Origin of the sequence: Leifsonia shinshuensis (genome assembly GCF_014217625.1) — a bacterium.
GTDB lineage: Bacteria > Actinomycetota > Actinomycetes > Actinomycetales > Microbacteriaceae > Leifsonia > Leifsonia shinshuensis_A.
On sequence record NZ_CP043641.1, the window covers coordinates 1,425,639 to 1,451,158 of the forward strand.

Annotated in this window: 23 protein-coding genes; 10 read left to right on the forward strand and 13 right to left on the reverse strand. The window is 71.3% G+C overall.

Annotation, left to right across the window (positions count from 1 at the left end):
- Window positions 1-5: 5 nt before the first annotated feature.
- Both F1C12_RS06925 and F1C12_RS06930 read right to left on the reverse strand, forming a co-directional pair.
- Entirely contained in the window at window positions 6-2,330 is a 2,325-nt protein-coding gene (locus F1C12_RS06925; protein ID WP_185278054.1) for an arylsulfatase, read from the reverse strand.
- Window positions 2,331-2,396: 66 nt separating this feature from the next.
- On the reverse strand, window positions 2,397-3,596 hold the full coding sequence (locus tag F1C12_RS06930; RefSeq protein ID WP_258046155.1) for a Fic family protein: 1,200 nt from the start codon (window positions 3,594-3,596) through the stop codon (window positions 2,397-2,399).
- A gap of 171 nt (window positions 3,597-3,767) precedes the next feature.
- On the opposite strand from F1C12_RS06930, the gene F1C12_RS06935 reads away from it, so the two are divergent.
- Genes F1C12_RS06935 through F1C12_RS06950 form a run of 4 tightly spaced genes read left to right on the forward strand, consistent with a single transcriptional unit; the run spans window position 3,768 to window position 7,926 of the window.
- Window positions 3,768-4,247, forward strand: coding sequence for an SHOCT domain-containing protein (locus F1C12_RS06935; RefSeq protein WP_185278056.1), 480 nt, complete (start codon window positions 3,768-3,770; stop codon window positions 4,245-4,247).
- 13 nt (window positions 4,248-4,260) lie between these two features.
- Window positions 4,261-5,991, forward strand: coding sequence for a SulP family inorganic anion transporter (locus tag F1C12_RS06940; RefSeq protein ID WP_258046156.1), 1,731 nt, complete (start codon window positions 4,261-4,263; stop codon window positions 5,989-5,991).
- On the forward strand, window positions 5,978-7,243 hold the full coding sequence (locus F1C12_RS06945) for an AI-2E family transporter (protein WP_185278057.1): 1,266 nt from the start codon (window positions 5,978-5,980) through the stop codon (window positions 7,241-7,243). Before F1C12_RS06940 ends, F1C12_RS06945 begins: the two co-directional genes overlap by 14 nt.
- 11 nt (window positions 7,244-7,254) lie before the next feature.
- Window positions 7,255-7,926 carry a GAP family protein gene (locus F1C12_RS06950; RefSeq protein WP_185278058.1) on the forward strand — a complete coding sequence of 224 codons (672 nt, stop codon included), beginning with the start codon at window positions 7,255-7,257 and terminating at the stop codon, window positions 7,924-7,926.
- A 6-nt stretch (window positions 7,927-7,932) separates the two neighbouring features.
- Here F1C12_RS06950 and F1C12_RS06955 read toward each other — a convergent pair whose 3' ends face one another.
- From F1C12_RS06955 to F1C12_RS06980, 6 genes are all read right to left on the reverse strand, one after another.
- Window positions 7,933-8,490: a hypothetical protein gene (locus tag F1C12_RS06955; protein WP_185278059.1), complete on the reverse strand. Its 558-nt coding sequence runs from the start codon at window positions 8,488-8,490 to the stop codon at window positions 7,933-7,935.
- A 32-nt stretch (window positions 8,491-8,522) separates the two neighbouring features.
- Window positions 8,523-9,377 (reverse strand): MIP/aquaporin family protein, encoded by an 855-nt coding sequence (locus tag F1C12_RS06960; protein ID WP_185278060.1) that lies wholly within the window; start codon window positions 9,375-9,377, stop codon window positions 8,523-8,525.
- A 27-nt stretch (window positions 9,378-9,404) separates the two neighbouring features.
- The gene (locus tag F1C12_RS06965) at window positions 9,405-10,505 is read right to left on the reverse strand and encodes an ATP-binding protein (protein ID WP_185278061.1); all 1,101 of its coding nucleotides are present in this window, start codon (window positions 10,503-10,505) and stop codon (window positions 9,405-9,407) included.
- On the reverse strand, window positions 10,502-12,334 hold the full coding sequence (locus tag F1C12_RS06970; RefSeq protein WP_185278062.1) for a glycoside hydrolase family 15 protein: 1,833 nt from the start codon (window positions 12,332-12,334) through the stop codon (window positions 10,502-10,504). The genes F1C12_RS06965 and F1C12_RS06970 overlap by 4 nt, the downstream gene beginning before the upstream one ends.
- 84 nt (window positions 12,335-12,418) lie before the next feature.
- Window positions 12,419-14,050 carry an MFS transporter gene (locus tag F1C12_RS06975; protein WP_185278063.1) on the reverse strand — a complete coding sequence of 544 codons (1,632 nt, stop codon included), beginning with the start codon at window positions 14,048-14,050 and terminating at the stop codon, window positions 12,419-12,421.
- 79 nt (window positions 14,051-14,129) lie between these two features.
- Window positions 14,130-14,498 (reverse strand): hypothetical protein, encoded by a 369-nt coding sequence (locus F1C12_RS06980; RefSeq protein WP_185278064.1) that lies wholly within the window; start codon window positions 14,496-14,498, stop codon window positions 14,130-14,132.
- A 78-nt stretch (window positions 14,499-14,576) separates the two neighbouring features.
- Between F1C12_RS06980 and F1C12_RS06985 the strand changes: the two genes are divergently transcribed.
- Window positions 14,577-15,938, forward strand: a complete 1,362-nt coding sequence (locus F1C12_RS06985) for a DUF2252 domain-containing protein (protein WP_185278065.1) — start codon at window positions 14,577-14,579, stop codon at window positions 15,936-15,938.
- Window positions 15,939-16,011: 73 nt separating this feature from the next.
- Here F1C12_RS06985 and F1C12_RS06990 read toward each other — a convergent pair whose 3' ends face one another.
- Both F1C12_RS06990 and F1C12_RS06995 read right to left on the reverse strand, forming a co-directional pair.
- Window positions 16,012-17,391 carry an FAD-binding oxidoreductase gene (locus F1C12_RS06990; RefSeq protein WP_185278066.1) on the reverse strand — a complete coding sequence of 460 codons (1,380 nt, stop codon included), beginning with the start codon at window positions 17,389-17,391 and terminating at the stop codon, window positions 16,012-16,014.
- Between the two features lie 157 nt (window positions 17,392-17,548).
- Window positions 17,549-18,325: an alpha/beta fold hydrolase gene (locus F1C12_RS06995; protein WP_185278067.1), complete on the reverse strand. Its 777-nt coding sequence runs from the start codon at window positions 18,323-18,325 to the stop codon at window positions 17,549-17,551.
- Between the two features lie 40 nt (window positions 18,326-18,365).
- Here F1C12_RS06995 and F1C12_RS07000 point away from each other — a divergent pair, with 40 nt between their 5' ends.
- Window positions 18,366-18,836, forward strand: a complete 471-nt coding sequence (locus F1C12_RS07000; protein WP_185278068.1) for a GNAT family N-acetyltransferase — start codon at window positions 18,366-18,368, stop codon at window positions 18,834-18,836.
- A gap of 12 nt (window positions 18,837-18,848) precedes the next feature.
- Here F1C12_RS07000 and F1C12_RS07005 read toward each other — a convergent pair whose 3' ends face one another.
- Window positions 18,849-19,646, reverse strand: a complete 798-nt coding sequence (locus F1C12_RS07005; RefSeq protein ID WP_185278069.1) for an ABC transporter ATP-binding protein — start codon at window positions 19,644-19,646, stop codon at window positions 18,849-18,851.
- Window positions 19,647-19,819: 173 nt separating this feature from the next.
- Between F1C12_RS07005 and F1C12_RS07010 the strand changes: the two genes are divergently transcribed.
- Genes F1C12_RS07010 through F1C12_RS07025 form a run of 4 tightly spaced genes read left to right on the forward strand, consistent with a single transcriptional unit; the run spans window position 19,820 to window position 23,254 of the window.
- The gene (locus F1C12_RS07010; protein ID WP_185278070.1) at window positions 19,820-20,605 is read left to right on the forward strand and encodes a hypothetical protein; all 786 of its coding nucleotides are present in this window, start codon (window positions 19,820-19,822) and stop codon (window positions 20,603-20,605) included.
- Entirely contained in the window at window positions 20,598-20,951 is a 354-nt protein-coding gene (locus tag F1C12_RS07015) for a hypothetical protein (RefSeq protein ID WP_185278071.1), read from the forward strand. Before F1C12_RS07010 ends, F1C12_RS07015 begins: the two co-directional genes overlap by 8 nt.
- 9 nt (window positions 20,952-20,960) lie before the next feature.
- On the forward strand, window positions 20,961-22,022 hold the full coding sequence (locus F1C12_RS07020) for a hypothetical protein (protein ID WP_258046157.1): 1,062 nt from the start codon (window positions 20,961-20,963) through the stop codon (window positions 22,020-22,022).
- A complete protein-coding gene (locus F1C12_RS07025; protein WP_185278072.1) occupies window positions 22,019-23,254 on the forward strand; it encodes an OmpA family protein in 1,236 nt (411 codons plus the stop codon). Before F1C12_RS07020 ends, F1C12_RS07025 begins: the two co-directional genes overlap by 4 nt.
- A gap of 82 nt (window positions 23,255-23,336) precedes the next feature.
- On the opposite strand, the gene F1C12_RS07030 is transcribed toward F1C12_RS07025, so the two are convergent.
- Together F1C12_RS07030 and F1C12_RS07035 are read right to left on the reverse strand one after the other, a co-directional pair.
- Window positions 23,337-24,128 carry a DUF5666 domain-containing protein gene (locus F1C12_RS07030; protein ID WP_185278073.1) on the reverse strand — a complete coding sequence of 264 codons (792 nt, stop codon included), beginning with the start codon at window positions 24,126-24,128 and terminating at the stop codon, window positions 23,337-23,339.
- Window positions 24,129-24,163: 35 nt separating this feature from the next.
- The gene (locus F1C12_RS07035) at window positions 24,164-25,516 is read right to left on the reverse strand and encodes a sensor histidine kinase (RefSeq protein WP_185278074.1); all 1,353 of its coding nucleotides are present in this window, start codon (window positions 25,514-25,516) and stop codon (window positions 24,164-24,166) included.
- Window positions 25,517-25,520 lie beyond the last annotated feature (4 nt).

Below are 25,520 nucleotides of genomic sequence, written 5' to 3' on the forward strand. Positions count from 1 at the left end.
CGTCCTCAGTCGCTGGCGAGCCGGGCGCCGAATTCGTGCTCCAGGTCGAGGTACACGTCGCCGGCCACGTCGTAGACGACCTTGTGGATCTCGCCGCCGGTGAACGGGAAGGTGACCGACCCGTACTCGGGCGTGACCGCGTCGCCGCTGTCGTAGCCGACCGACAGCCCCTCGCCGGTGAGCGCGTAGCGGCCCAGCTGAGTGCGCTGCGGGCCGGAGGCGACGGCCTCCTCGTCGATGTAGAGCGTCGCCGTGCCGAGCGCCTCGCCGTGCTCGCCGTGACCCTCCTTCTCGAAGTCGACGCCGACGATGTGGCGCCCCTCGGTGGGCGCGGGAGCGGCGAGCCGCTGGTCCGGCGGGATGCCGAGGAAGTTCGACACCCAGACCAGCTCGCCGTTCTTCACGAACAGCGAGTAGCCGCCGAACCGCGAGCCCTGCGCGACGATGACGCCCTCGCTGCTGCCGGTGAAGTCCACCTCGGCGAGGATCTTGTACGAGACGCCCTGCGTGCGGGCGGCGGAGGCCTCCTGCACCTCGGTCGTACCCGGATAGTAAGTGAACCGGCCGTCCGCGGGGACGGGCTTGTGGTACTCGAGCTTGATGAAGTCCGCGATGCCGAGGTCGTTCAGCGGCAGCACGTCGTACTTCTTCGCCTCCTCCAGCCAGAGCGCCTTCAGCTCCTCGACCTTGTCGGGATGCTGTTCGGCGAGGTCGACAGCCTCCGACCGGTCCTCGGCGACGTGGAAGAGCTGCCAGCGGTCCTGATCGAACTTGCCGAGGCCGATCGGCACGGGGCCGTGCTCGGCGACGATCTTCCAGCCGTCGTGGTACAGCCCGCGGGTGCCGAGCATCTCGTAGTACTGCACGGTCTTCTTCGTCGGGGTGTCGGCGGCGTCGAACGAGTAGTTCATCGCGACGCCCGGCAGCGGAGTCTGCTCGGCGCCGGCGACGACGTCCGGCATCGTCACGCCGCAGGCCTCCAGGATGGTCGGAACGATGTCGGTGCAGTGGTGGTACTGCGACCGCACCTCCCCGCGCGCCGCGATCCCCTTCGGCCAGTGCACGATCAGCGGGTCGGCCGTGCCTCCCGCGTACGAGTAGCGCTTGAACATCCGGAACGGCGTGGAGAACGCGAACGCCCAGCCGGTCGGGTAGTGGTTGTAGGTGTCGGGCGAGCCGAGCTTGTCGATGGCCGCCAGGTTCTGCTCCAGGCTCGACGGGTACGCCGAGAAGTAAGTGTTCTCGTTGACCTCGCCGTTCGGCGTGCCCTCCCCCGACGCGCCGTTGTCGGCCGCGTAGACGATGAGGGTGTTGTCCAGCTGGCCGGACTCCTCCAGGTAGTCCACGATCCGACCGATCTGCACGTCCGTGTACTCCGAGTAGCCCGCGTACACCTCGGCCATCCGGGAGAACAGCCGCTTCTCGTCGGCGCTGAGGTCGCTCCACGGCCGCACGGAGTCGCCCTCGTCGAACGTGCCGGGCGTCATCGGGTTCATCGGTGTCAGCTCGGTGCCCTCCGGGAGGATGCCGCGCTCGATCATGCGCGGCAGCACCCACTCGCGGTAGGCCTCGTAGCCGTCGTCGAACATGCCCTTGTACTTGTCGATGTACTCCTGCGGGGCGTGGTGCGGCGCATGGTTGGCTCCGGGGCAGAACCACATGTAGAACGGCTTGCCCGGCTCGGACTGCTTGACGTCGCGGATGATCTGGATGGCGTGGTCGGCCAGGTCCTTCGACAGGTGGTAGCCGTCCTCCGGCAGGTAGGGCTGGTCGACGTAGCGGTTGTCCTCGGCGAGGTCGGGGTACCACTGGTTGGTCTCGCCGCCGATGAACCCGTAGAACCGGTCGAACCCGAGCGCGAGCGGCCACGCCTTGCGCGAGGAGCCGCTGGAGATCTGGTCGACGGGCACGTTGTGGTTCTTGCCCACCCACGAGGTCGCCCAGCCGGCGTCGCGCAGCACGGTCGCGATGGAGGCGTTGGAGAGCGGGATGTGCCCGTTGTAGCCGGGGAAGCCGACGGCCGACTCCGAGATGGTGGCGAAGCCGTTCTGGTGGTGGTTGCGCCCGGTCAGGAACGTGGACCGCGTCGGCGAGCACAGCGCGACGGTGTGCCAGTTGCTGTAGATCAGGCCGCCGGCCGCGAGCCGGTCGAGCGTCGGCATCTGGATGCGGCCGCCGTACGGCGACCAGGCGGCGAGGCCGGTGTCGTCGTACAGGATCACGAGCACGTTGGGCGCGCCCTCCGGAGCTGCCGCCTCCAGGTACGGCGTCCAGTCCGGCACGCTGTCGCGGATGTCGAGTTTGATGGTTCCGTTGAATTCCCCGGTCATGTGTCCGTCCCCTCGATGTGGGGCACACGTTAATGAGGTGAGGTCGGGAGCGTCTAGACCGGTTCGCTACCGCACCGAGCGGCGGGCCGCGCGGTCGGCGAAGTCGTCGAGCGCCTGGATCATGTCGTCCGCGATCCAGAGCCGGTTGCGCTTGCGCGAGTTCGCGGGGCGGAGGACGCCGCGATCCACCAGGGCCTCGAACGCTCGGTAGGTTCCGGGGGCCGAGAGCCCGAGCCTCGCCTCGACGACCGCCGCGTTGAGCACGGGCTGTTCGAGGGCGAGTACGGCGACCCGCCGCGCGGAGCTGTCGGAACGCAGTCCGATCAGCGCGTCCTCCCAGCGCGCGCGGAGCTCAGCGATCGAGGTCGCGAGCTCCCGACCGGTGCGCACCGCGAACGCAGCCGCCTCCGTGAAGGCGCGGACGATCGGATCGAGGTCGCCCGCGCGGTACGCGGTGAGGGCGTCGTAGTAACCGTCCACGTCGTGGAGGAGCCCGGCGGACACCGGGACCACGACTGTCGACGTCGTGCGCGACCGCCGGAGCATCGCCTGGACGATAGCTCGCCCTGTGCGGCCGTTGCCGTCCGGGAACGGGTGGATGGTCTCGAACTGAGCGTGCGCGACGGCGGCGTGGACGAGCGCTGGAATGTCCCAGCGGCCCATGAAAGCGACCAGGTCCCCCATCGCGGCGGGCACGCGTTCGTGGTGCGGAGGGACGAACGCGGCGCCGTGCGGGCTCACGCCCGAGCCGCCGATCCAGACCTGCTCGCGCCGGTAGCCTCCGGTCAGCTCGGGGGCGTGGTCCTCCAGCAGGGCGGCGTGCATCGCGATGATGCCGCCGCCGTCGAGGGCGTCGGAGAGCTCCAGCGCCGCCTGCATGGCGTGGACGTTGCGCACGATCAGCGGCGCGTTGCCGGTGTCGCGCTCGCCGAGCTCGGTCTCCGCGATCGCCCGGGCGCCGCTGGTCAGGTTCTCGATCTGCGAGGACGATGCGGACTCGCTGCGGAGGAGGATCGACGCGAAGGGGAGGACGGACAGCCCGAACTCGGTGTCGAAGCGGGTGAGCAGACCGGCCGCCTCCGCAGCGTCGGCCGCGACGGCGGCGCCGACCGGGACGTCGAGCTCGGCGATCGGCGGGGCGACCGCGGCGTCGTACGGCCCTCGGCTGGCCTCCCACTGCCGCTGGGTCAGGTGTTCCCGGCTGTAGCGCGAACGCCACGCGAACTGCTCGCGCGTGAGGGTGGGCCAGGCGCCGATTCCGGACATGAGCATAAGGCTAATCGTTATTTACGTTTAACTCCCTAAGTGTTAATAACATTCACCACTATTTTCACCTCCACCCCACCCCAACGCCCTCTAGACGCCCGAACCCCCGCGGCGTTACTCTCAGCCCACATCCAGGCTCGGCCCCGAGCCCAGGGGGAAAGGTAAAACGACATGGATTTCTGGAACAACTTCTGGAACATCATCTGGCTGTTCTTCTGGAGCTTCGCTTTCATCGCGTACCTGTTCGCGCTGTTCGCGATCATCAGCGACCTGTTCCGCGACCACAAGCTCAACGGCTGGTGGAAGGCGCTCTGGATCATCTTCCTGATCTTCGTGCCGTTCCTCACCGCGCTGGTCTACCTGATCGCCCGCGGGCCGGGGATGGCGGAGCGCAGCCAGAAGGAGGCGCGCCAGGTGCAGCAGAGCACCGACGCCTACATCCGCCAGGTGGCGACGGCCAGCCCGTCCGACGAGATCGCGAAGGCGAAGGCCCTCCTCGACGCCGGCACCATCACCCCGGAGGAGTTCGCGCACCTGAAGAGCGTCGCGCTCGGCCACCAGGCCGCAGCCGGCGCCCACGCCGCCCCGGCGGCCGCCGCTCCCGCCGCCCCGTCCGCGCCGACCCCGCCGCCGGCAGCGCCCACGGCGTGATCGAACGGGATCGGTGACCGACGTGACCGACCCGACCGCCACGGCGCCGGAGTCCTCCCGGACTCCGGCGCCGTCGCACACCCGCATCCGGCCGCTCGCGGGCCTCACCGCGAAGAACGCCGTCCGAGAGGTGCTCGCCGGCGTCACCCTGCTGGCGATCGCCATCCCGCTGAACATCGGCTACGCGCAGATCGCCGGCCTCCCGGCCACCGCCGGGCTGTACGCGCTCGTGGTGCCCGCCGTGGTCTACGCCCTCACCGTCTCCTCGCGGCAGCTGGTCGCGTCGCCCGACGCCGCCGCGGCGGCCCTCGTAGCGTCCTCACTCGGCGGCCTCGCCGTCGCGGGCCATCAGGACTACATCACCCTCGCTCTCGCGCAGGCGATGATCTGCGGCGTGCTCTTCGTGCTGTGCTCCGTCTTCAAGCTCGGTTTCCTCGCCAACTTCCTGTCCAAGCCGATCCTGATCGGCTTCGTCGGCGGGCTGGCGCTCGACATCTTGGTGTCGCAGGTCGCCAAGATGCTCGGGGTCAAGATCGACTCCGGCGGCGAGTTCGTCGACAAGCTGAGCGGCCTGATCACCGGCCTGCCGACCCTCAACGTCTGGTCCGTGCTCATCTCGCTCGGCTCGCTCATCGTGCTCCTCGTCGGCCGCCGACTCGCCGGTGCTGTGCCGTGGGCGCTCCTCGTCCTCATCGTGGCGACCGTCGTGGTCCTGCTCACCGGAGCGGAGCGGGACGGCGTCGCCGTGCTCGGCCCGGTGGAGGCCGGGCCTCCGACGTTCACCTGGCCGGTCATCGAGTGGGGCCAGTGGCTCGCCCTCATCCCCTCCGCGATCGCCCTCACGGTCGTCACGATGGGTGAGGGCCTGCTCGTCTCCCGCTCCTACGGTGAGAAGCGGAACTACCCGACCCGTCCCGACCGCGACCTCTTCGCGTTCGGAGCCGCGAACATCGCCGCGGGGGTCAGCGGCGGCTTCACGGTCGGCTCGTCCACCTCACGCACGGCCGCGATGGACCAGAGCGGCTCGCGCACCCAGCTCCCGACCCTGGTGACCGCGCTCGGCACACTGCTCCTGCTGATCTTCGGCACCGCCCTGCTGGCGGACATCCCCTCACCCGCCATCGGCACGATCGTCGCCGTCGCGGTCGTCCCGCTGCTCGGCATCCCCGACTTCATCCGGCTCTGGCGGCTCGACCGGTTCGAGTTCGCGATCGGCGCCGCCTGCTTCCTCGGCGCCGTGTTCGTCGGGCCGATCGCCGGTATCGTGATCGCTTTCGTCCTCGCCGTCGTCAACGTCACCCGCCGCGCGGCCAACCCGCCGATCGACACCCTCGCCGCCGACGGCGACCCGCGGCACTCGCTCCTGGAGGCTGCGCCCGCGGGCGAGCCGACCGTGCCGGGAGTGGTCGTCGTCCGGCTGGCCGCTCCGCTGTTCTTCGCCAACTCGACCTCCTTCGAGAAGGCCGTGGAGCGCGCGGTCCGCGACACCGGCGCCCGCCACGTCGTCCTCGACATGGAGGCCGTCACCGACGTCGACGTGACCGGCGCCGAATCGTGGGAGGCCGTCCAGACCTTCCTCGCCGCGCACGGGGGCGACCTCGCCCTCAGCCGCGTGCGACCCGGCATCCGCGACCGGCTCCAGCACCTGGAGCTGCTCGACGGGGTGCGGTTCTTCGACACCAACCGGGAGGCCATCATGGCACTCCAGACACCGGCCGCGGGAAGCGATCATGGCCGCCGCTAGCGGGATCTGGCCGTTCCGCCGCCGCACGCGGACGCCGGAGGCGGAGCCGCCGAACGGCCCAGACACCGACCAGGAGGCGGAGACCGCCAACGGCCGCGGCGTCCGCATCCTGCTCGGCCTGGCCGGCGGCGTCGTCATCCTGATCGGGATGCATGCCATCGCCGGCATCCTCGCCCCGACGCTGCTGGCGCTGGTGCTCGTCATCTGCGCGCAGCCGGTGCGCGTCTGGCTGGAGCGGCATGGCACGCCGAGCGGGGTCGCGACCGGCGCCGTCGCTCTGACAACATTCGCGCTGCTGGCCGGCTTCGCCGCTCTCCTCATCATCGCAATGGCCCAGTTCGTCGCGATGCTGCCGCAGTACAAAGAACAGTTCCAGCAGCTCGGGCAGCAGTTCGCGCACTGGCTCTCGAGCATCGGTATCAGCCCGCAGGACCTCCAGGCGGTGACGCAGGGCTTCGACCCGACCAAGCTGCTGAACTTCTTCAGCGGCCTGCTCGGTGGCGCGTTCGGGGTGATCACGTTCGGCGTGATCGTGCTGACCATGCTCATCCTGATGCCCGCAGACGCTGCCTATACTCCGACCCTGCTGCGCGAGTTGCAGCCGACCAAGCCGAACCTCGTCTACGCGATGACCGGCTTCGCCCACAGCGTCCGCCGGTACATGGTCGTCACGACGCTGCTCGGGATCGTGCAGGGTGTCATCAACGGCATCGCCCTGTGGATCCTGGGAGTGCCGGCCGCGCTGCTCTGGGCGATCCTGTCGTTCCTGTGCAGTTTCATCCCGAACGTCGGCTACTTCCTCGCGCTCGTGCCGCCCCTCGTATTCGGCTACCTCATCGGCGGCTGGGGCACCGTCATCGCGATCATCGTCATCTACGGGGTCGTCAACGCCGTCGTCCAGTCGGTGGTGCAGCCGAAGGTGGTCGGGAACGCGGTGGCGCTCAGCCAGACGCTCACCTTCTTCTCTGTGCTGCTCTGGGCCGTCGTGCTCGGCGCGATCGGCGCGATCCTCGCCATCCCGCTGACCCTGCTCGGCCGGGCGATCCTGGTGGACTCCGATCCGCGCGCCCGCATCTGGCGAGCCGCGATCGGCGACCTGCGGGAGACCAAGGACCTCATGAAGGAGGAGTCCGAGGCGGCGAAGGCCCTGCGGCGCTCAGCGAAGGCGACGCGCGCCGGTGGCGGCCCGCTGCCGCCGGCGGGACCGGGCGGAACGGACGGCACGGACGGAACCACCGGGACGACGACGTAAGGAGAATGCGAATGGGGAGTGCGATCGGGGACACCCTCCCACTGGCGCTGGGCATCGCGATCAGCCCGATACCGATCATCGCGGCGATCCTGATGCTGCTCTCGCCGAAGGCGCGCGGGACGAGCGTCGGCTTCCTGATCGGCTGGGTGCTCGGCATCGTCGTGGCGGTGGTGGTCTTCACGCTGCTGTCGGGGCTGATCCCGCCGGCCGATCCGAACGCCGCCAAGCCGATCTCCGGCACCGTCAAGATCCTGCTCGGGCTGGGTCTGCTCTTCCTCGCCTACCGCCAGTGGCGATCCCGGCCGAAGCCCGGCGAGACGGCCGCCCTCCCGAAGTGGATGAGCGCGATCGACTCGATGACCGCGGGCCGCGGCTTCGTGCTCGCCTTCATCCTGGCCGCGGTGAACCCGAAGAACCTCCTGCTGGCCGCCGGCGCGGGCGTCGCGATCGGGACGGCCGGGCTCTCCGCCGGCTCGGCGACCGTGGTCATCGTGATCTTCGTGCTCGTCGCGGCCAGCTCGGTCGCCATCCCGGTGATCGGCTACCTGGTGGCGGCGAACGCGATGCGCGGACCGCTGGATTCGCTGCGCGGCTGGCTGGTGGCCAACAACGCGACGGTGATGGCGGTGCTGCTGCTCGTGATCGGGGTGGTGCTGGTCGGGAAGGGGATCGGGAGCTTCTGAGACGCCCTAATGCTGCAACGTCGTCTTCAGCACGATCACCACGACCCCGAACAACCCTGTCACCACCGCCCCGGTCAGACACACCCACACCGACCGCCCGCGGATCAGGAACACCAGGTAGCCCAGCAACCCCAGCAGCAGCACCGTCAGCCACAGCGACACCAGCACCCCCACCTCCGCCGGCAGGATGCCGAGCGCCGCCAGCAGCAGCGGGATGCTCGGCACCACCGCGGCCTCCAGCATCCCGCTCGACTCGAAGAGGGCGTGGCGGAGGGAGTCGACGATGCGGGCACGGGCGCTCTCGTCGTCGGCGTGGAAGCCCAGCGCCGTCGAGTAGACGTGCGCCAGCCAGAAGACCACGATGCTCACCAGGCTGAAGACCAGGACGTGCAGCGCGTCGGAGCGGCCGGACGCGCCGCCCGAGCTCGCGGCGACCACGCTCGCGTAGACAATGGTGCCGTAGATCCCGGCCGGCGTGCCCCAGTGCCGCCACAGTGCGCGCTGCACCCGGACGCCGCTGTCGGCGGGCTGCGCCGCGGACGAGTTGAGGTCCATCGAGTCCATGAGGACATCATGGTCCGCGGGCGAGCGCGCCGTCAGTCCTGTTCGGGGAAGCGCGCCTCCGTCATCAGGCCGCCCTGCGCCGCCGCCGATCCCGCGAGGCCTCCCCCGCGGCCGCGCAGCAGGAACGCCGCGCCGACGGCGATCACCGCGCCTGCGACCGGGCCGACGATGTAGACCCAATACGCGTCCCAGTGGCCGCTCACCAGGTCCGGCCCGAAGGTGCGCGCCGGGTTCATCGAGGCGCCGGAGATCGGGCTCCCCCACAGCCCGGCCAGCGCGATGTAGGCGCCGACGCCGAACGCGCCGATGATGCCGAGGTTCTGGGCTCCGGAGGCCGTGCCGAGGATGACGCTCACCAGTCCGAAGGTGAGCACGGTCTCCATCAGCAGGGCGTCCCACGACGAGAAGCCCGACGCCGGGTAGTTCGAGCCGTAGCGCGCGGAGACGTGGGTGACGCCTTCCAGGAACCACGCCGCCAGCGACGCCCCGGCGAGCTGCACGAGGACGTAGCCGGGCACGCGCGCCCACGGGAAGTCGCCGCGCAGCGCGAACGCCACGCTGACCGCCGGGTTGAGGTGGGCGCCGGAGACCTTGCCCATGAACAGGATGATCGCGAACACCATCAGCGCCGGCGCGGTCACGGCGGCAGTGCGGGAGATGGTGTTCGGGAACGCCTGGCCCATCATCCCGCCGCCCGCCGCCACCAGCACCAGGAAGAACGTGCCGAGCAGCTCCGAGAAGAGCCGCCGCCACTCCTGGGACGAGTCGTGGAAGTCCTCGATGGACTGGGCGATCGTCGCTGGCGCGTGCATGAGCCTGCCGTGGACGATGTCGCTCATGATCCCGCGCGCCTCGGCGGCGTCCTCCCGGGTCTGCTGCTGACTCATGGTGCCTCCCTGTGTCTCCGGCTCCGGCTATCCGGCTTCGACCGTGCTCGGCTCGACCGACAGGTCGCTGCCGCCCTCGACGGTGATGCGCCGGCCCACCCGGACCAGCTGCGGCTCGTCCGAGAACGCCCCCGCGAAGAGCGCCTCTCCCTTGCGGAAGGTCGGCGACTGCTCCAGCACGTGCGGCGGCACGAACCCGAACACGTCGCCGATCTCGTCCAGGTCGCGCGGCGAGTTCATCCGCATCAGGCCGAGGTTGTCGCACTGCGACAGCACGTTCGGGTGGATCTTGGTCGGCCGCTGCGTGGAGAGGAACAGCCACAGCCCGAACTTGCGGCCCTCCGCGGCGATCTGGATGAGCTGCTCGGTGAGCTGCGCCTCCACACTGTTCCGCGGAACGGGCGGGCAGAAGTTGTGCGCCTCGTCCAGGACGATGAGCAGCGGCTGGCGCTCCATCCGCTTCTCCCAGAGGTGCTCCAGCACGCACAGCGCGGCGGCCTGCGGCTCGGCCTGGTGGGCGAAGCCGCCCACGTCGAGCACGGTGACGCGCGGCCGCTCGTCGATGGTGTCGACGACGGACGCGCCACCGAACGACCAGAGCGGCCAGTTCAGGATCTCCAGGTTGTCGATCCGCATCCCGAGCCGCCGTCGAGCCGGGTCGTCGGAGGTGGCCAGCGCCTCCAGGAAGCGCGCCTTGTCGAAGTGCTGCCCTGGCGACTTGTCGAGGTGCAGGAGCGCGTTGTACTCCTCCTCGTCGGCGATCGGGTCCAGCCTCCCCACCGCCGCCTGCGACCGCACGCTGAGGTCGACGTAGCGGGCGTGGAGCTGCGGCTCGGTGTGCGTGCTGGAGTGGAAGACGCGGATGTCGAACCCGGCGAACCGCTCGCGCTCGTCGGGCGCGGCGTCCTCCCGCGTCCGCGACACCCGCACGAAATCGGCGTTCGGGTCCAGCACCGCCATCGGCAGCTCGGTCTGCAGCAGCAGCTGCTCCAGCACGACCCCGAGCGCGTAGGTCTTGCCCGAGCCGCTCTGCCCGCACCAGAAGGTGTGCCGGTTGAAGCGCGACCCGTCGATGACGGCGGGACGCTCCGGGGCGTCGACGGTGGTGCCGATGGTGAGCGGGATCATCGTGCGGCCTTCCGGTTACTGGAGTTCTGGGCGGTGAGCGCGGCGTCCAGGGCGATCGCCGCCCGGATCAGCGCGAGGTGGGTGAACGCCTGCGGGAAGTTGCCGAGCTGGAGTCCGGCCGGGTCGATCTCCTCGGCGAACAGGCCGACGTGGTTGCCGTAGGTGAGCATCTTCTCGAACGCGTACTGCGCCTCGTCCAACCGGCCGGCGTCGGTCAGCGCGCAGACGTAGAAGAACGAGCAGAGCGAGAAGGTGCCCTCCTCGCCCGGCAGGCCGTCCGGCGACGCCGACGGGTTGTAGCGGTAGACCAGGCTGTCGGTGACCAGCTCCTCCCCGATCGCGTCGAGCGTGGAGAGCCACATCGGGTCCTGCGGCGAGATCATGCCGACCAGCGGCATCAGCAGGGTGATCGCGTCCACGACGTCGGTGCCGGGATGCTGCGTGAACGCCTTCCGCTCCGGGTTCCAGCATTTCGTGAAGACCTGCTCGTAGATCGCGTCGCGGGTCGTGATCCAGCGTTCCAGCGGCGCCGGCCTGCTGCGCTCGCGGGCGATCGTGATGGCGCGGTCGAAGGCGACCCAGCACATGATCCGGCCGTAGGTGAAGTCCTTGCGGCCTCCGCGGGTCTCCCAGACGCCCTCGTCGGGCTGATCCCAGTTGTCGGCGAGCCAGTCGAGGATGCCGACGAGCTTCATCCAGCCGGGATGCCCGATCTGCCGGTAGTCCTCCGCGATCGACAGCGCGTCCATCGCCTCGCCGTAGATGTCGAGCTGGAGCTGGTCGGCGGCCCCGTTGCCGATGTGCACGGGTGTGGAGCCGGCATAGCCCTCGAAGTGGTCGAGGGTCAGCTCCTCCAGGTCGGACGAGCCGTCGATCCGGTACATGATCTTGAGCGGCCCGGAGCTCTCGCCCACCTGCTCGGAGACGCGGTCGGCGGTCCACAGCGAGAAGGCGATGGCCTCCTCCTCGTAGCCGAGCGCGAGCAGCGAGTAGACCGAGAAGGAGGCGTCGCGGATCCAGGTGTATCGATAGTCCCAGTTGCGCACGCCGCCGAGCTGCTCGGGCAGGGCGGCGGTCGGCGCAGCGACGAACGCCCCGCTCGGCGCGTACTGGAGCAGCTTCAGCACCATCGCGGAGCGCTCGACGTCCTCGCGCCAGCGGCCGGAGTACTCGCTGCGGCCGACCCAGTCCCGCCAGAAGGCGACCGTCTCGCGGAACAGCCGGTTGCCGCGCGCACGGCCGATGTCGCGGGGCTCGCCGCGCGGCTCGGTCTCGAACGCGAAGATGCGCAAGTCGCCGGCGCCGAGCGCGAACTCCAGGTCGACGTCGCCGTCCATGAGCGCGTCGGCCGGCACGCCGTGCAGGGCGGCACTGGTCGTGTCGTCGGCGAACAGCACGCCGTTCTCGGAGGCCGTGGCCGTGTGCGCGCTCCGGCCGTAGTCGAACCGCGGCCGGCACTCCAGCCGGAAGGTCAGCTCGCCGCGCACCACCCGGACCGCCCGAACGATGACGCGCCTGGCTGTCGCGATGCGCGGCTCGTCGGCGACGGGCATGAAGTCGATGACCTCCCCGACACCCTTCGACGACATGAACCGGGTGATCAGCACCGCGGTCTGCGGGAAGTACATCTGCCGGATCCGCACGTCGTCCGCCAGAGCGTGGATGCGGAAGAAGCCGCCCTTCTCGCGGTCGAGCAGCGACGCGAACATGGTCGGCGAGTCGAACCGGGGGGCGCAGAACCAGTCGATGGAGCCGCCGGTGGAGACCAGCGCGACGGTCTGCAGGTCACCGATCAGACCGTGGTCCGCGATGTCGGGGAACGCCTCCATGCCGGTAACCTCCCGTCCTGTCGTGCGCCGCCGGGCGCCGACGGCCGCATGCTAGCTCCGGGCGCGAGCGCGGCACCAGACCCGTCAGGCGGTCGCGGTCGTGGGCGGCGCGTCCTCGTTGTCGTCTTCGTTCGTGGCCTCCGGCTTCCCCAGCACACTCGACGGCAGGTTGCGCGAGAAGAACACCGCGCCGAGCGAGACCATCGCCAGCGCCGCGAACGAGAGCCGCAGCGCGTCCAGCTGGGACGCGCTGTACAGCGACGAGAGCTCGTTGGCCTGATCCTGGCTGAGACCGGCGTCCGTCGCGATCTTCGGCACGTCCGACACGGGCACGACCGCGACGCCGCCCTGCGTCTCCGCCGCGATCTGCTGCTGCACGGAGTCCGGGAGGGTGCTCGCCGCGACGGCTCCGGTGAAGAGCGTGGTGAGCGACGCGATCATCACCGAGCCGATCAGGGCCGTGCCGAGGGACGATCCCAGGTTCTGGTAGACGCCCTGCACTCCGCCGGCTTCGCTGAGCTCGTCCTCCCCGACCGCGGACATCGTGACGTTGCCGAGCTGGGAGGCGAGGAGCCCGAGCGCTGCGCCGGCCAGGAACATCCCGGTGCCGAAGATCCAGTTGTCCAGTTTGGTGTCCACCGAGCCGAGCAGCACCAGGCTGGACAGCACCAGCCCGTACTGCCCGATCCGGGCGATCAGCTTGGGCGAGAGCCGCCGCGCGAGCGCCGTCCCGAGGATGGAGAACAGCACGAGCGCGACCGACAGCGGGAAGATCCGCAACCCCGTCGAGAGCGCGTCCAGACCGAGGGAGAGCTGCAGGAAGATCGGCACGACGAAGAACAGGCCCGCGGTCACCGTGTACTGGATGCCCAGGCTCCCGACGCCCGCGCGGAGCTGCCGGATGCGGAGGATGGCCGTGTTCAGCAGCGGAGGCCTCCCCAGCCGGATCAGCCGGCGCTGCCGCAGGAAGAACAGCCAGAGCAGCACGGCGCCGATGCCCACGATGAACGGGACCGGGGACAGCCCGAGGACCGTGATGTCCTGCTGCGTCGGCAGGATCCAGCCCCACGTCTTCGTCTGCAGGAGGCCGTAGACGATGAGCACGAGGGCGGCGGCTGACAGCAGCACCGACAGCATGTCGATGCGGATGTGCGCGCGCTCGCCGGTGTCCGACACCACGTTGCGGAACAGCAGCACGATCGCCATGATGACGACCTCGCCCGCGAACACGTACCGCCAGCTGGCGTAGGTCGTGAGGAACCCGCCGATCAGCGGGCCGACCGCGACGGCCACGCCGGAGGCGGCGCCGATCGTGGCGAACGCCGTCACCCGCGCGTGCCCCGAGTAGTTGTTCGCGATGAGCGCCGCGATCGCCGGGATGACCAGCACGGCCCCGAGCCCTTCGACCACCGACCAGCCGAGGAACAGGACGACGATGTTCGGCGCGAGCGCCGTCGTGCCCGAGCCGACCGCGTAGACGATCGAGCCGATCACGAGCGCCCGCCGGCGCCCCCACACATCGCCGAGCTTCGCGCCGAGCAGCATGAACGCCGCCATCGTCAGCGTGTAGAAGGTGATGCAGGCCTGCATGGCCGAGATGGTGGTGTTCAGGTCCTTGACGACGGTCGAGATGGAGACGTTCATCACGGTGCTGTCGAGCGTCATCACGAACTGCGCCGACGCCAGCACCGTGACCGCGCCCCACTTGCTCGCCATGGCAGCCCCCTCCCGGGAAATCTGCCCGATGGTAGCCCGCGGGCGTTCGACGGCACCAGACCCGCAGCTGGCCGCGCGGTCAGCGCCGCAGCACGCGCAGGCTCTCTGGCGCCGGGAACGGCAGCGGGTAGTACAGCTGCGGCGCCCCGACCGCGCCGAAGTCGTCCTTCTTCGCCACGATCCGCTCGGGCGAGACCTCCGCCAGCCGCACCCGCAGCCAGGAGCCGTCCGGCTGCCGCAGCTCGTACAGCTCGGCGAGGTAGCCGATGCCCGCGTCCTCCAGGGTCTCCTCGGCCTCGAGCCAGCCGACCGGCCCGCTCAGATCGCGCCCGAGGAGATCGACGGGGACGAACAGGTCGCCGGTCATGCGGATCCAGCCGACGCGCTCGCCGTCGTGCCTGCGGTGCTCGATCCAGTCGGCCCGGTCGGCGGCGTCGGTGTGATCCACGGCGCCCACCCTAACGGAAACTCTCTACCCGCCCGCCGCCCGCGGAGCTACCATGAGCGCCAGCCCAGGAGGTGCGTCATGACGACGATCGCGACCCCGCTCACCGAAACCGAGCTCTACGACGCCGGGCGCGCTGCCCGCTCGCAGGTGCCGCGAACCGCGCAGGCGGAGTACACGCCGCCGCCCGGACGCGATCCGCTCGGCATCCTCCACGAGCAGAACGAGTCCCGCCTCCCGAACCTGGTCCAGCTGCGCATGCAGCGGATGAGCACCGATCCGTTCGCGTTCTACCGCGGGACCGCCGCTCTGCAGGCCGCCGATATGCGTGGCGCTCCGACCTCGGGTGCCGAGGTCGTGATCTGCGGCGACGCCCACGTGAGCAACTTCGGCATCTACCGGTCGCCGGAGCGCGCGATGGTGTTCGACATCAACGACTTCGACGAGGCGTCGGTCGGCCCGTGGGAGTGGGATGTCAAACGCCTCCTGGCCAGTGTCGTGCTCGCCGGGCGTTCGCTCGGGATGGGCGGCTCCGATCTGCGCGCGATCGTGATCTCGGCGGCCGCGATGTACCGCAACTCGTTGCGGAACGCCCTCCAGCAGACGCTCATCGGCCGGTACTTCCGGCCCACCAGCTTGGTCGACCGGCAGATTCTCAGCCCGGACAGCGAGCGCATGATCAAGCGCACACTCAAAGAGTCGGAGAAGCGCACCAGCGAGCGCGTCGCCCGGCGCTCCCTCGAGGAGGGCGGCGACGGAGGCGTCCAGTTCGTCGAGAACCCCCCCGTGCTCACCCGGCTGGAGCCGGACATCCGCTCCCTCATCGACTCGGTCTTCGCGGCGTACCGCAGGACCGTGCCGACGAACCTCGCCCTGATGCTGTCGCAGTACACCGTGCTCGATGTCGCCCGCCGGGTGGTCGGCGTCGGCAGCGTCGGGACCCGCTGCTTCATCATCGCGCTCGGGGATCCGACGGGCGACGTGCAGATCCTGCAACTCAAGGAGGCCAGCCGGTCCGTCGTCCAGCAGTACGGCGGGGTCGTGCCGGTCGTCGGCTACCTCGACCCGGAGCTGGAGGCGCTTCATCAGGGCTACCGGGTGGTCGGCTGCCAGCGCATCCTTCAGGCGGTGTCCGATCCGTTCCTCGGCTACTTGAACGTGGAGGACCTCAGCTTCTACATGCGCATCTTCCGCAATCGGAACGCGTCGTTCGAGATCGCCGACATGAACCGCGTCCAGTTCGGCGAGTACGCGCAGTCGTGCGCGATCGTCCTCGGCCGCGCGCACGCGCGCTCGCCGAAGGCGCAGTTCGCGGCCGGCTACATGGGGACGGGCGGCACATTCGTGCGCGCCGTCGCCGAGTGGGCGCACGCCTACGCGAACCAATCCGAAGCGGACTACGCGACGTTCGTCGACGCGATCCGCTCCGGCCAGTTCGGCTAGTCGCCGGCGCCGAGGGGCACGTAAACGCCCTCAATCAGGCGTTTTCGGGGCGTTTACGTGCCCCTCGAGGGCGCTAGTCGAGCTCGTGCGCGGTGCGGATGACCCGCTCAGGGTCGTACGCCTGCTTGATCGCGCGCAGCCGCTCCAGCGTCGCGGTGTCGTAGAACCGCGACGGCGGGACCGCGGCCTCGCGGAAGTTGGAGTAGTCGCGCCCGCTCGCCCACGGCTCCAGTGCGGCGCGCAGCCCGGCCACCTCGGCCTCCAGCACCGGCGCGAGGGCCGGGTCGGGCAGCATCCCGACCGCATAGACGAGGAAGCGCCCCGGCAGGTGGTCGACGGCCCCGCCGTGCTCGGCGGGCCGGCCGGCGGCGCCCCCGAGGTGGCGCAGGTCGATCGCGAGCAATGCGGTCTGCGCCTCCGGGCCGGCAGCGGCGAGCAGCGCCTCGATCGCGGCCTCTGGGAGGTCGTCGAGGATCAGCCCGTCGCCGATCGCAGGGACCGGCTGCGGCGGGTCCATGTGCACGAGCCCGAGCTGGGCGGCCGCGAGGTCGCCGAAGGTGTCGATCGCCGGGCCGAGCGCCCGCAACGGCTCCAGGACTGCTGCCGCCTCCGCCTCGGGCAGGTCGATCGCGCCGTCCACGCCGACGAAGGCCTGACCGCGCAGGAAGTCGGGGAGGTCCGGCAGCGGCGGGACGTGCAGCAGCCGGACGCAGGTCGTCGCGGCCTCGGTCAGGTCGCGCGTCCACTCCTCGTAGGCGCGCAGCACCTCCCCGGCGCGCGCGATCGGGTAGAGCAGCATCCCCGCGTAGACGGTGACGACCGGGAACACGCCGAACGTGAGCGCCGTCACGATCGCGGTGTTGCCCCCGCCGCCGCGCAGCGCCCAGAACAGGTCGGGCTCGGTGTCGGCCGTGACGTGCCGCTGCCGGCCGTCCGCTGTGACCACGTCGATCGCGGTGACCGCCGAGCAGCCGAGGCCGCGCTCGCGGGCCATCCAGCTGTAGCCGCCGCCGAGCAGGTAGCCGGCCACGCCGACGTCCGGCGAGGATCCGGCGAGGGCGGCGAGTCCGTGCGGCGCGAGGGCCGAGGTGACCTCGCCCCACAACACGCCGGCGCCGGCGCGCACCTGGGCGGCCGCGACGTCGACCTCCACCTCGCGCAGACGCGACGTGTGCAGCAGCACGGCGCCGGAGAGGTCCCCGAGCGGCGCCGCGAGGTGGCCGGTGCCCTGCGGCACGACGCGCAGGCCGAGGTCGCGGGCGAATCCGACGACGACCGCGATGTCGGAGGCGTCGGCCGGCACGACCACGGCCTCCGGACGCTGGTCGGCTGCGAGGTTCCAGCCGAGCCGTTCGACGTCCCAGTCGGGATCGGCGGGCGTGACGACGCGGCCGGTCAGCCGGTCGGCGAGGTCTCGGAAACGATCCGAGACGGCGGTCTCGGTGAGAGACATAGCGGTGCTCCTGTTCGGGTGCTTGCGTTTTCTGGTGAGGGCCGCCGGCGGCCGGGCACGCACGGCGACGGGAGCAAGGATGCTCCTGCGGGACGGGTCGGCACCAGGGGGAAGTGAAAATTGCTCATCTGAGCAGGGTGCGTGCTGGACAGCGCCCTCAGTGCGCGCCGAGGAAGGCCCGGACCGCGTCCAGCACCTCCGGCGTGTCCAGGTGCAACCCGTGCCGTGCGTCCAGCTCCAGCATCCGGGCATCCGGGATCCCCGCGGCCAGCAGTCGCGCGTGCGCCACCGGCGTGAGCGCGTCCTGGCTGCCGTGGATCACTAGCGTCTCCGCGCGGATCCGGCCGAGCGCCTCCCGCGCGTCGTGGTCGCGGCTTGCCGCGAAGTGCCCGCGCAGCGCCGCCCGCGACGCGACGCGGTCGAAGAACCCGGCCACGGCCTCCGGGTGCGCCCGCGCCCAGTCCGCCTCGAAGAACAGCGGCAGCATCCGCTCCGGGTCCCCGCTCAGCAGGTCGCCGATGACGGCCGGATCGCGCCGGTAGCCGGCACCGCCGGCCCGGTCGCTCGCCGTCGTGCCGATGAGCACCAGCCGGCGCACCCGGGAGGGATGCTCGGCCGCCAGCCACTGCGCAGCCCGGCCGCCCATCGAGTGCCCGAGCACGTGCGCCGCCGAGACGCCGGCTTCGTCGAGCACGGCGAGCGCGTCGTCGGCGAACTGCCGCGTGCTGTAGGAGGCCGGGTCGCCCTCGCCGCTGTCGCCGATGCCGCGGTGGTCGAACACGATCACCCGGAAGTCCTCGGCGAGGGCGTCCGCGAACGGCCCCCAGCCGTGCATCCCGGTCGCCTGCCCCGCGATGAGGAGCAGCGGGACGCCGCTGCCACGCTCCTCGAACGCGATCGGCGCACCGTCGTCGGCGGTCGCGAGAGGGGGCACGGGGTGTGAGTCTAGCGGCCGCCCCCGCTAGCATCGCGGCATGCATGTGCGACTGCGCCCGGTGACCGCCGCGGACGCCGACGCCGCCTTCGAGATGATGCGCGACCGCGAGGCGGTGCGGTTGGCGGCGTTCACCGCCGCCGACCCCGACGACCGGGCCGACTTCGACGCTCGCTGGGCCCGCCACCTGAGCGACCCGGCGATCACGATGCGCGCGGTGGAGGCCGACGGCGGCTTCGCGGGGACCGTCGCGGCGTTCACGCTGGACGGAGACCGGGAGGTCACCTACTGGATCCGCCGCCCGCTGTGGGGCCACGGCATCGCCACGGCGGCGCTGCTCCTGCTCGTCGCGGCGGAGCCGGCGCGGCCGCTGCACGCGCGCGTCGCCGCGGCCAACATCGGATCGCAGCGGGTCCTGGCGCGGGCCGGGTTCGTGGAGACGGGCCGGGAGACGTCGTACGCGGCGGGCGCCGGGAGGCCGGTGGAGGAGCTGCTGCTGGAGCTGCGCTAGGCGGGACGCCGGTCAGCGCACCCGTTCGCCGCGGACCGCCCGCGCACTCCAGCGCCCGTCCTCGCGCTCCACCCGGATCGGGTGCTCGAACGCGGTGCTCACCGTCTCGGTCGTCACGGCCTCCGCGATCGGCCCGGAAGCGACGATGCGGCCGTGCGAGAGCAGCAGGGCGTGCGAGGTCGTCTCCGGCAGCTCCTCCAGGTGGTGCGTGACCAGCACGCTGGCGAGGTCGGGGACCGCGACCGAGAGCCCGTCGATCGTCTCGAGGAGCTGCTCGCGGGCGGCGACGTCCAGCCCGGTCGTGGGCTCGTCCAGCAGCAGGAGGTGCGGCTCGGACACGAGCGCCCGCGCGATGAGAGCGCGCCCGCGTTCGCCCTGCGACAGCGTGGGCCAGCGGGCGTCGCGACGGTCGTCGAGACCGATGGTCCGGATCAGCTCGCGGGCGCGGGCCGTCTCGTCGGCGGTGGGCTCCCAGCGCATCGGCGGTTCGAGCGTGCCGGTGATGCCGGTGAGGACGACCTCCGTCACGGTGAGCGGCGAACGGACCGGATGCCGGGGATTCACGTGCCCGATGTGCCGCCGGAGCTCCTGCAGCTCGACCCGCCCGAGCCGGCGGCCGAGCACGTCGACGGTGCCGCTGGTGGGGAACGCGACGGCGCCGCAGAAGCCGAGCACGGTGCTCTTCCCCGCGCCGTTCGGGCCGAGCAGCGCCCAGTGCTCCCCCGCCCGCACACCGAACCCGATGTCCTCGAGGATGTGGCGCCCGTCACGCCGGAAGGTCACATCGCGCAGTTCGAGCACTGTCTCCATCCCCCCATCCTGCCCTGTCCGCGCATCCTGCCCTGTCCGCGCATCCTGCCCTGTCCGCGGTGCCGGCTACTGCCGCCGGCAGGCCTGGCCGATGATCACGGTTCGGTCTCATACGGCACATCGTCACCGGAAACGTAGCCAGCGCTCAGCATCCCTTCGTACGCTCCCCCGCTATGGGGACCCAACCGCTCCGAGTCGGACCGCTCACCCGACGCAGACTGGTGCGCTGGGCGCGCCGGGATGCGGAGGCTGTGCGCGCGCGTGGGGCGGAGGCGAGCGTGCGCGGCGGTCCTGCCTTCGGCGATCCGGATGACGACCCCCACAACAGCGATCGCGACTATGGTGGCGAGCCGACGCCGACCGTCGCAGCGCTCCAGGCGAGGGCGAACGCGTACGCCCACCGCGAGGAGCAGCGCTTCCTGGCCCGGTGCAGGCGGGACCTCGCGGAGCAGCACGAGGTGTCCCAGGCGCTGGCCGCCGACCTCGACGCCTACGACGAGCGGCTGGACGCCCTGACCCCCGCCGACCGCGCCGCCGCGCGCATCGCGGAGGGCGAGGGGGTGGCGTTCGAGGAGGTGCGCCGCCTGCGCCGCCGCATCGCCGCCCGCAACGCGCGATCGGAGCAGCTCGGCGCCCGGATCCACGCCCGCTTCACCGCAGCACGCCTGCGCGCCACCCGCCACTTCGACCGCTCGGACGAGAAGATCGCCGTCTACTGGGGCGCCTACCTGAGGGCGTTGCCGCCGCGCCCCGTCCGCGTCCAGGCGCCGGCCCTGCGCCGCGCCGACTCGCTCGCCGGGCGGGAGACCTCCGTGGACCGCTGGCATCCCGCGGGCGCGGTGCAGCCGTTCGCGGGCGGCCCGGCGACCGGCGGCCCGACGACCAACGGCCCGACACTGGCCGCCCCACCATCACCCACCACCCGACCAGCCACCGACCCGGGGAGCTTCGATGCGTAAACGTGACCGGTTCACCGACTACCGGATCCCATCCACCGCCGGGCTCCGGCGACGCCTGCTCTGGCGGTTGCGCCGGATGCGCGGCGCCGTGGACGTCGAGACGCTCGAGGTGTTCGAGCACGAGCTCGCCGCGTTCGAGCGGGCGGGCGTCGCGGATTTGGAGCGGCAGCGCACCCGCAACGTCTCCGACTGCTCCGCCCGGCTGGCCGAGGCGCAGTCCCGGGTCGAACTGATCCGGCACGCGCTGGAGCGCACGGAGGCCGACATCCGCCGCGCCGAGCAGGACGCCGCCCGCCTCGACGACAAGCTCGCCGGCGGCGACCCCGAGCTGCACAGTTACGCGTAGGAGGACCGCATGCCAAGAGACATCGTCACCAAGCCCCCGCGGGTCCGCCCCACCGTCGGCCATCTGTCGCCGGCCGCGCACGTGCTGGTCTACGTGCTGCTGCTTGCGATGCTCGCCGTCGACTACCTCCTGCTCGCGCAGGCGCTGACCCTGCTGCTGCGGAACGACAGCCAGTACGGCTCGATCGGCCTGCAGATGTATGTGATCACGCTCGGGATCTCGCTCGCGGTGGTCTCGCTGCCCCACGTGGCCGCGATCCTGCTGCGACGTGTCCAGGCGCGCGTGATGTCCCGCGGCTGGATCGTGGTCTCGGTCGCCCTCCTCCTGGTCTGGGCCGCACTGCTGGCCGCGATCACCGTCGCCCGGATCAAGGCGGGGATGGACGCGGCGAGCTCCGGCGGCCTCACCGGCCTGGTCGGCGCCGGGACGACTGCCGCTCCCGGCTTCTCGTGGACCGCGCCGGACACGTTGATGGCGTTCCTGATGCTCGGGGTGCTGGCTACCTCCGGGACGATCAGTTTCGTCGTCGCGTGGCTGACGACCCGGCCGCTGCTGACCGCCGCCGAGAAGGCGCACGCCCACGTCGCGAAGCTCCGCACCCACCGCGACCGGCTGCTCGCCGAGGCGGTGAAGGCCCAGGAGGCCGCCCGCCACGCGGCGCAGCTCGACGCGCACGACGCTGTGCGCTACACGGGCGCGCGCGTCACGTTCCACTCCCGGGTGGACGTCATCCGCGCCCGCCTCTCCACCAGCCTCGCGCAGCACGCGCGCGACCCGGAGAGCACGAGCCAGCTCATCCGCGAACTCCGCGCCCGCCGGGTGGTGGAGGCCGCGGAGCCCGCGCCGGCTGTGCCGATGATGCCGGGGGTCGCCGCGGTGGAGGGTGCCGTCGCACTGGAGGGCGCCGTTCCGGTGGAGGGTGCCGTCGCGATGGAGGGCGCCATTCCGGTGGACCGTTCTGCGACGACGAGTCCGGCCGCGACGACGACGGGGCCGGTGTACCGCGAGTCGGCCGAGGCCTCGGAGGCGACGACCGTGTGGCCGTCGTCGACGACGGAGTTCGACCGATGACGGCCAGCCGGAACGGTGGCGGTCCGACGCTGCGGAGACGCTCGTCCTTCGCACGTCCGCTGCGTTCGCTCGTCGCGCTCGCCGGAGTCCTCGCCCTGGGCGCCGGACTCACGGCGTGCACGTCTGCGACCGCCGCCGGGCAAGCCTGCGACCAATCGAACAAGCGGAACCTCGGGGTGGTCGCGGGGAGCACCGCCAATGCGCCCGCCGTCGCCGTGCCCGCGAGCGCGACCGAGCAGCTCAAGACGGCCGGCGCCACCAACGGCAGCGTGACCGTCGTGATCCCCTCCGGAACGCCGCAGACCATGGGAACCACGTCGCTCGGCTCGAGCGCGCAGGACGCGATCGTCTGCCAGAACGACCAGCGCACCAAGCTCACTCAGATCGGCACGTACCTGGCGGGCCTCAAGGCCGCGACACCCGAGGTGGACTTCCTCGGCGCGATCGGCCAGGCCGCCCGCGACCTCGGCGCACATCCGCTCGGTGTGCTGGTCATCGGCAACGGCCTTCAGACCGCCGACCCGCTGAACTTCGCCGGAAGCGGCCTGCTCTATGCCGACCCGGCTCAGGTCGTCTCCGACCTCCGCTCACGGAACCTCCTTCCCACCGATCTCACGGGCGTGACCGTCTACTGGTCGGGCATGGGCGACACCGCCGGAGCACAGCAGCCGCTCACCGTGCCCGCACGCAGCAACCTCTCCGCCATCTGGTCCGCCGTCATCACGGCCGCCGGCGGGACCCTGTCGCTGCTCCCCGAGCCCGCCTCCGGCGCCGCCGCGACCGGCCTCCCTGCTGTGACGCCCGTTCCCGTGGAGGCGGTCGCGACCAAGACCGACTGGTCGCACCCGGTGGTCATCCGCAACAGTGACCTCCACTTCGTCAAAGACACCGCAACGTTCTCCGACCCCGCTGCCGCGCAGCAGCTCCTCTCGACCATCGCACCGTCGATCGAGCAGAGCGGCAGCGTGATCACGATCACCGGCACCGCCTCGAAGGACCAGGCCACGAACAACACCGCCGACACGGCGCTGTCGTTGCGGCGAGCGAACGCCGTGAAAGCGGCCCTCGTCTCGCTCGGGGTACCGGAGGCCGAGCTCGCGACAGCCGGCGTCGGCTTCCAATGGTGCGGCTGGAGAAGCGAGACCGACACCTCCGGCTCCTACTCCGACGCTCTCGCCGAACAGAACCGCTCGGTGATCCTCACCTCCCCCGGCGTCTCGCTCTGCGGCTGAGCGGCCCGCTCTCGGTTCCCCCCACCGCTTCCCGAGGCCACGCCGCGAACGCTGCTGGCACGCGCGTGGCGACGAGGCCTTCTCAGGTGTTCGGAGTCGGAGCCGGCGTGGACATCCCGCCCTGCTTCGAGGCCCCCAGGTGCACGATGCGCGTAGCCGTGACCGAGTCCCCGCTGCGCGTTCCGAGCACCCCGACCCGATCACCGACCGCGAAGGATGACTCGGTGGCCGGCTTCTTCGCCGTGCCGAACGCGGTGGCCGAACCGACGTTCACGGTGATCGGGGTGCCTGCCGCCGACTGGATCGTCCAGGTGCCGCCCGACATGGCCGTCACCGTTCCGACGGTGCCATGCGAGTGCTTCTGCTTGGCGGCGCTCGCGCCCTTCTTCGCGTGCACCGCGGTGTTCATCGCTGCGGGTGCGGCGGAGCCTCCCCCGGCGACGGCTGCGGAGACTCCCCATGCCGTCCCGCCCGCGACCACGACGATCGCCAGCGCTGCGGCCGCGATGGAGAGCCCCACCGCGTGCCGACGCAGGAAGGACGAACGCGGCTGGTCGTCGCCCTTCATAGAGTCCGTGACGGCCATGCCCGCCCCGGACGCGGGCGCAGCCCCCGCCCCGTATGCAGCCCCTGACCCGAGCGCGGCTCCTGCCCCCGGCGCGGCTCCCGCCCCCGAGTCCACGTGCGCCAACGGCACCGTGTCTCCCGCAGCGCCATCGCGCCCCTCCGCACCGTGCCCTTCCACCCACCAGGGCAGCGGCTCGGTCGGAAGCTCGCGACCCTCGCCGGGCCCGCTCACGACCCCGTTCGCGGCATTCTCCGTGTCGTTCGCCGCCTCAGCTGCGGAGTCGTTCTCGTTGTCATCCCTGTTCATGTCTCAACCGTGACAGGTGCAGATCAGGGCGACACTCACGGAATGTCAGAGGAAGGTAAAGACACCCGGAATTCGGTGCCGCCCGCCTCGACGGCGGACACGTTGATCGCCCCGCCGAGGCGGCCCACCAGCGCCTTCGCGATCGAGAGGCCGAGGCCGGTCCCGACCGGTCGCGCGCCGCGATAGCGCGAATGAAGCGCGCCGCGGTCGAACGCGACCGCGGTGTCCTCCGCGCTGAGCCCCGGGCCGCTGTCGCGGACGCCGATCTCGATGACCCGCTGCGGTGAGAGGCCTCCCGTGACGACGATCTCCGTACCGGCCGGCGCGACCCGCAGGGCGTTCTCGACGAGCCCGTCCAGGACCTGTCTCAGCCGCATCTCGTCGGTGTGAACCGGTATCGGGTCGTCCGGCAGCTCCGCGCGGAGCGCCACGTCGGCTCCGCCGGCCGCCCCCGCCCAGGCCCGCACGACGTCGCCGACCGTCTCGCGGGCGTCGAAATGCTGTTTCGTGATCGTGAACTCTTCCGCCTCCAGGCGCGCGAGTTCCAGAAGATCGTCGAGGAACCTGCGCAGCCGTTCCGACTCCGCCGAGAGCGTGCGGCCGGCCTCCGCCACATCGCCGGGCGGGATGACGCCGTCCGCCAATGCCTCGGCATACCCGCGGATCGCCGTGAGTGGGGTGCGGATCTCGTGCGAGACGGACAGCAGGAACTCGCGCTGACGGTCCTCGCTGGTCGCGAGGGCCGTGTCGAGAGTGCGCAGCGCCTGGGCGATGTCGTCGATCTCGGCGACCGACTGTGGCTCGATCTTCACGTCGCGCCAGCCGCCCGCGAGAGCCCGCGCGACGTCTGCCAGCCGGCGGAGCGGGCGGGCGAGCAGGCGCGCGAGCAGCACGCCGGCCGCCGTGGCGACCGCGAGTCCGATCGCGAGGGCGAGCAGGATCCCGCGCAGCAGATCGGCGTCGCCGGCGGCGATGTCGGCCACCTTGCGGACGCCCACGATCCCGCCGCCGTTCGGGCCGGGTATGCCGACGAGCACCGCATCCTTGCCGTTCAGCGTCGTGTTCGCCGAGACCTGCTTGCCGTCCTGGAGCTTTCTCACCACCTCGGGGCTCACGGAGCCGCGCGCCGCACCGGTGACAGTGCCGTCGGGCGAGACGACCGCGAACCGGTCCCCGACCACTCCCACCCGGCCCTCGGCCGCCCGTCCGGACGCGACCAGCGCCGCGGCCTGGGCCTTGAGCTGGTTGCGCGCTTGGTTCTGCTCCACGGTCTGCACCACCTGGACCGCTACGAGCGCCGTCACCAGCACGGCGATGAGTGCGACCGCGAACGTCACCAGGACGAACCGCGCGCTCAGCGACCCGAGCGGGCGTCGACGTCGCGCCACGCCG